The sequence below is a fragment of the Mesorhizobium sp. M7A.F.Ca.CA.002.04.1.1 genome (genome assembly GCF_004022805.1).
In the GTDB taxonomy this organism is placed as follows: domain Bacteria; phylum Pseudomonadota; class Alphaproteobacteria; order Rhizobiales; family Rhizobiaceae; genus Mesorhizobium; species Mesorhizobium ciceri.
Genome location: NZ_RZPL01000361.1, coordinates 1 through 5,577, shown reverse-complemented (window position 1 = coordinate 5,577; position 5,577 = coordinate 1). Strand labels below are relative to the sequence as shown.

7 protein-coding genes are annotated in these 5,577 nt (G+C 65.6%); all 7 read right to left on the bottom strand.

What is annotated here, in order from left to right; genetic code table 11:
• Nucleotides 1-443: FAD-dependent monooxygenase (locus ENZ75_RS18950; RefSeq protein WP_206617064.1), on the bottom strand; the 443-nt coding region annotated here is incomplete at its 3' end.
• Nucleotides 443-1,492: a branched-chain amino acid ABC transporter permease gene (locus ENZ75_RS18945; RefSeq protein WP_063167501.1), complete on the bottom strand. Its 1,050-nt coding sequence runs from the start codon at nucleotides 1,490-1,492 to the stop codon at nucleotides 443-445. The genes ENZ75_RS18950 and ENZ75_RS18945, both read right to left, overlap by 1 nt.
• An 8-nt stretch (nucleotides 1,493-1,500) precedes the next feature.
• Nucleotides 1,501-2,364, bottom strand: a complete 864-nt coding sequence (locus tag ENZ75_RS18940; RefSeq protein ID WP_013533093.1) for a branched-chain amino acid ABC transporter permease — start codon at nucleotides 2,362-2,364, stop codon at nucleotides 1,501-1,503.
• A 67-nt stretch (nucleotides 2,365-2,431) separates the two neighbouring features.
• Nucleotides 2,432-3,133: an ABC transporter ATP-binding protein gene (locus tag ENZ75_RS18935; RefSeq protein ID WP_063167500.1), complete on the bottom strand. Its 702-nt coding sequence runs from the start codon at nucleotides 3,131-3,133 to the stop codon at nucleotides 2,432-2,434.
• Complete coding sequence (locus ENZ75_RS18930; RefSeq protein WP_063170177.1) at nucleotides 3,133-3,849, bottom strand: ABC transporter ATP-binding protein; 717 nt, start codon at nucleotides 3,847-3,849, stop codon at nucleotides 3,133-3,135. The genes ENZ75_RS18935 and ENZ75_RS18930 overlap by 1 nt, the downstream gene beginning before the upstream one ends.
• Nucleotides 3,850-3,904: 55 nt before the next feature.
• A complete protein-coding gene (locus ENZ75_RS18925) occupies nucleotides 3,905-5,179 on the bottom strand; it encodes an ABC transporter substrate-binding protein (RefSeq protein ID WP_063167499.1) in 1,275 nt (424 codons plus the stop codon).
• Nucleotides 5,180-5,206: 27 nt separating this feature from the next.
• The coding region (locus tag ENZ75_RS18920) for an iron-containing alcohol dehydrogenase (RefSeq protein WP_128278240.1) at nucleotides 5,207-5,577 on the bottom strand (371 nt) is incomplete at its 5' end.

The following is a 5,577-nucleotide window of genomic DNA, read 5'->3' as shown; positions in this document are numbered from 1 at the left end:
TGGCTGACATATTCCGTGCTCATGCGTGCCTGCGTCCCGCGGGTGCAGGCCGACTTGAACAGGATCGGCTCCATGAAGGTCTGGGGCAAATCGTTCATGAAACAGGGAGACGACAGCAGATGTTCGGCCTTGGAGAGCGGCGCTGTACCCCAGCTCTTCATGCGGCCGATCTCCTCGCCGGCCAGGCTTTCGCAGAACACGTTCTCGCCCATCAGTTCCTGCGGCGAGGCGTGCATCATGGCCTCTGCCTCGACATCCGGACCGAGGTCGCGCAGCACTTCCATGGTGCGCTGGTTGGTGATGTGGGCACGCGGCGTGTTCGACAACCAGCGATAGCGATTGACGATCATGTTGGCCACGCCGTAGCTCGACAGCAGCGCGGCGGTGGCCGAGCCGGCCGGGCCAGTGCCGACGATCAGCACGTCGGTTTCGATATCCGCCATCAAATTCCTCCCTCGATCTTCGGACCGGTCAGCCTGCGGCGGACCGGAAACAGGTGCAGGCCATTGCGGGACGCGATCAGGCCCCAGAGCCCCTTTGGCGCAAAAAGCATCACGACAACGGCGATGAGGCCGAGCGTCATCAAGTACCAACTGCCGTAGTCGGCCAGCGCCGAGCGCAGCGCAAAGAAGACCAGCACACCGAGGATCGGCCCCTCGATGGTGCCGATGCCGCCGATGACGACAATAAAGATGACGTTGGCGGTCCAGTCGGTGACGGCAAAGGCCGCGCTCGGCGAGATGCGGGCCGTCTGCAGGAAAATCAGCGCGCCGGTCAGCCCGGTGGCAGCCGCGGCGATCAGAAAGACCGCCCATCTGAGCCGGGCGGTATCGACGCCCACCGATTGCGCCGCGTCGACATTGTCGCGCACGGCCGCCAGCGCCAGCCCGAGGCGGCTGCGCAGCAGCCAGTAGATGCCGCCCGTCACGGCCACGACCAGCGCCAAAGCCAGCCAGTAGGCCATGACATCGCGTGCCGCGGCCTCGCGGACGCCGAACAGCGCCCGGACCGCATCGGTGCCCAGGATGCTGCTCGTCGCCTCGCGCGGCAGCGACGTGCCGGTGCCGCCGCCAAGTGCCTTCCACTGCGCAACCAGCAGGCGCGTCACTTCGGCGATCACCCAGGTGCCGATGGCGAAATACGCGCCCTGCAAGCGGAACGCGAAAAAGGCCGTCGGAACCGCCAGCACCAGTGCCGCAAGGGCGCCCAGCGGGATCGCCAGGACCGGATTCCAGCCGAGCAGGATCACGCCGGCGAACATCGCGTAGGCGCCGATGCCGACGAAAGCCTGCTGGCCCACCGAGACCAGGCCGCCATAGCCCGCCAGCAGGTTCCAGATCTGCGCCAGCGTCAGCATGGTGAGGATGAAGAACAGATCCTGTATGACACCACGCGAGGCCACGGCAGGCAGCGCGAGCGCGGCGACGAGGAAGATCGGCACGATGATCGCGGTCACGGTTCCGGCGCGGGTGCGGGTTGTCAGTCGATACATGCCGGCCCTCAATCCACTGCGCGCGGAAAAAGCCCGCGCGGCCTGAGCAGCATCACGGCCAGGAAGGCGATGTGGCCGGCCAGGATCTGCCATTCCGGATTGAGCGCGGCGCCAAACGTTTGCGCCACCCCGATGATGATCCCGCCGGCAAGCGTCCCCCACAGGCTGCCGAGGCCGCCGATGATCACCGCCTCGAAGGCATAGATCAGCCGCGCCGGTCCGATCGAAGGATCGAAGTTCGCGCGCATGCCGAGATAGAGCGCCGCCAGCGTCACCACGACCATGGCGATCCCGGTGGCGATCGCGAAAATCCGCTTCGGCTCTATCCCCATCAGCCCCGCCGTCACGGCGTCGTCCGAGGTGGCGCGGAAGGCACGGCCGAGGGCGGTGTGGTAAAAGAGCGCGTTGAGCGCAATGATCGTCACGATCGCCGAGGCAAAGGTCATCAACGGCATGATCCCAACCGTGACCAGCCCTAGATCGAGCGATGCCCCTTCCAACGCGCCCACCGGAATGCGGCGGCTGTCGGCGGAGAAGGCCTCGAGCAGGCCGTTCTGCAAGGCGACCGACAGGCCGAACGTGACCAGAAGCGGCGGCAGGATGTCCTTGCCCAGCACGCGGTTCAGGACGGCGGCCTGCAGCAGCCAGCCGAGCCCGAACATCACGGGCATGGCAATCAGGGCAGCGATCCAGGGCGACAAGCCGAGCAGCGTGACGCCCATCAAAACCAGATAAGCGGCAAGAATGATGAGGTCGCCATGGGCTAGGTTCACCAGCCGCATGATGCCGAAGACGAGGCTCAACCCTGCTGCAAACAGGGCATAGAGCCCGCCCAGCAGAATCCCTTGCACGAGGGTGTCCAGCCAGATCATCGCCGCGCCACCTCGATCAGGCCACAAGGGTGCTGTGCGAGCAGACGACCGAGCCTTGGTTCCCGCGTCATGCCGCCACTCCGAAATAGGCAGAGTGGATATCTTCGCGCGTGACCTCGGCCGCCCTGGCGGCCAGCGTGGCGCGACCCTCCATCATGCAGTAGACGCGGTCGGCCACTGCCAGCGCCTTGCCGATATCCTGCTCCACCAGCACGATCGCGGCGCCGCCTTGGCGGATCCTGGGAAGTGCTGCGTAGATATCGCGGATGACGACGGGCGCGAGGCCGAGGCTGATCTCGTCGCAAAGCAGCAATTCGGGGTTCGACATCAGCGCCCGGCCGATCGCCACCATCTGCTGCTGGCCACCCGAGAGCGCGGTACCGGGGCTCTTGCGCCGCTCGCCCAGGATCGGGAAAAGGTCATAGACCGCGTCGAGGCTCCACGGCCCCTGCACCTTACGCGCCTGCCCGCCGACCAGCAGATTTTCCTCGACGGTGAGCGAAGGGAACAGCCGGCGCCCCTCCGGCACCATGGCGATGCCGCGCTTCATGATCTCGGCCGAAGACAGCGCGCCGATCGGCTCGCCCCTGTGCAGCACCATGCCGGGCGCGTTGCCGATCACGCCGGTGATCGAGCGCATCAGCGTGGATTTGCCGGCGCCGTTGGCGCCGATGATCGCCACGCATTCGCCCGCGGCCACGGTGATATCCACACCGAACAGTGCCCGGAACTGGCCGTAATTCGCGGTGAGGCCGCGCGTTTCCAGCATCAGACCTCGAGCCCCAGATAGATTTCGCGAACCGCCTTCGAGGCCATGATCTCATCAGGCGCGCCGATCCCGATCACGCGCCCGAAATCCAGCACGAGGAGCCGCTCGACCACCGAATTCAGGGCATGCAGCACATGCTCGATCCAGATGATGGTGGTCCCCCTCGCGTGGATGGCTCTGATCGTCGCGACCAGGGCCTTGCATTCGCCCTCCGTCAGACCGCCCGCGATCTCGTCCAGAAGCAGAAGTTCGGGGCCTGTCGCCAAGGCGCGGGCGAGTTCCAGGCGCTTGCGGTCGAGAAGGCTCAACGAGCCGGCCACGAAATTGGCTTTCCTGAGGAGCTCCGTCGCCTCGAGGATACCAGCGCAATCCTCGACCATCTCGGCCTCGCGTCCGCCGCGGCCGAAGGCGGCGGCGGTCAAGAGATTCTCGAACACGGTCAGCCCCTCGAAAGGCTGCGGAATCTGGAAGCTGCGGCCGACGCCCATGCGCACCCGCTCCATGGCCGGAGCGCGGGTCACGTCGCGGCCGAGGAATTCGATGCGGCCCTCATTTGCAAACAAGTTTCCGGTGATCAGGTTGAAGAGCGTCGATTTTCCCGCGCCGTTCGGGCCTATAATGCCCAGCGCTTCGCCGCGCGGCACGCTGACGGTCACGGAATCCGCAACCTTCAGGGCGCCGAAGGACTTCGAAACGTTTTCCAGCCTGAGTATCATCACAGTCATCCTTGGGTCGCGCCGAACGAGGGCGGCGCAGCCGCCCCCGGCAGCGTCAGGCCAGGGCTTCCATCTTGCCAGCGGTGGGAATCTCGGTAGCGCCGGCGTTCTCGACGGTCACCAGATCGAAGCCGCCACCGGCCTTCTTCCGCCACTGGCCGCCAACGAGCGGCGTCTTGCAGACGTTCTTCGCGGCGAAAGGCGGCAGTCCCGCACCGCTCCATGCCACTTTCCCCACCACCGTCGTCATGTCGGTGGCGGCTATGGCCGCCGCGATCGCCTCGGCATTGGTCGGATCCGAAACGCGCCCCATGACATTGGCCGCCACCTCGAACAGCGAATGGACAAAACCGATCGGCTGCGTCCAGGGGCGCCCGGTCTTGGCGGTGAAATCCGCCGCGATTTCCGCCGAGCTCTCGCCCGTCACGGACGATTTGAACGGATGCGAGGCCGACCACCAGACCTCGGATGAGAGGTTGTGGCCAGCATCGCCCAGCGTCTCGACCGATTGCGGAAAGAGGATCGCTTTGGCCACCGTTATCGCCTTGGGCTTGAAGCCCTGCTGGCGGGCCTGGTTCCAGAAGGTGGTGAAGTCCGGCGGAATGACCACACCGGTGACGATCTCGGCATTGGCCGCCTTGAAGGCGTTGACCTGCGCGGTGAAATCGTCCGACAGGTTCTGATAGCGGCCGGGATCGGCAAGGCTGAAACCGGCGGCATCGAGGCCCGGCTTCAAGCCGTTCTTCGGATCACCCCAGGCATTGCCGTCGGCATCGTTGGGGAACAGCCCTCCCACCTTGCCGTTGGTGGAAAGCTGCTTCCACATGCCGGTGTAGACGGCGATGATGTCCTCGAGACCCCAGAAATAGTGATAGGCGAAGTTGAAAGGCTTCCACGAGGACGGATCGGCCGGATTGCCCTGCTGGCCGATGAACCAGGGCTGCCACGGCGCCATCGTCGAGATCACCGGCACGCCCTCCGCCTCGCAGGTGGTGGCCACCGGATTGGTGTTCTCGGGCGTCGAGCCGACGAGCATCAGGTTGATCTCGTCATCGACGATCAGGCTCTTGGCTACCTCGGCCGCGCGGTTGGGGTTCGACTGGCTGTCCTTGACGATGACCTCGAAGTTCTTGCCCGCCTCGGAAGCGAGGAAGGCCTTGATGTTGTAGGCGTCGCTTTCCGCGAAGCCGGCGAGCGGCCCCGTCTGCGGCGAAACATAGCCCAGGCGGATCTTGGCGCCTTGCGCGATGGCCGGCGTCGCCAGGCGCGAACCGGCGAGCGCCAGGCCTGTCGCCGCCGAGGCTTTCAGTAGGCTGCGTCTTGTGATCATGTTTGGTTCCTCCCTCTTGTTTTGTTCTCAGTCCCCCGGACGGCGTCCCTCCCACGCCGCCTGAAGGAGTTCCCTTATCGATCCCGGATCAATCGGCCTTGGATTCGCATAGGCATTCTTCACCGCGATTGCCGCCGCGCGGTCGAGATCGGCCTCCTCGATGCCGATCGCCTTCAGGCTCAGCGGAGAGCCGACCGACTGTGCGAAACCCCAGAGCCCGCCGCCCGCCGAACCACCACCGAATGCCTCAGCGATCGGGCGCAGCAGATCGGGCACCGCCGCTTCGTTGAAGGCGGTCGTGTAGGGCAGCAGGATGGCGTGGGTTTCGGCGTGCGGCGTGTCGAACGAGCCGCCGAAGACGTGCGCCAGCTTGTGATGCAGCGCCATCGAGACATAGC

Coding starts and splice junctions, on each gene's coding strand:
- ENZ75_RS18945 (WP_063167501.1), bottom strand. CDS start 1,492: ATGTATCGACTGACAACCCGCACCCGCGCCGGAACCGTGACCGCGATC.
- ENZ75_RS18940 (WP_013533093.1), bottom strand. CDS start 2,364: ATGATCTGGCTGGACACCCTCGTGCAAGGGATTCTGCTGGGCGGGCTC.
- ENZ75_RS18935 (WP_063167500.1), bottom strand. CDS start 3,133: ATGCTGGAAACGCGCGGCCTCACCGCGAATTACGGCCAGTTCCGGGCA.
- ENZ75_RS18930 (WP_063170177.1), bottom strand. CDS start 3,849: ATGATACTCAGGCTGGAAAACGTTTCGAAGTCCTTCGGCGCCCTGAAG.
- ENZ75_RS18925 (WP_063167499.1), bottom strand. CDS start 5,179: ATGATCACAAGACGCAGCCTACTGAAAGCCTCGGCGGCGACAGGCCTG.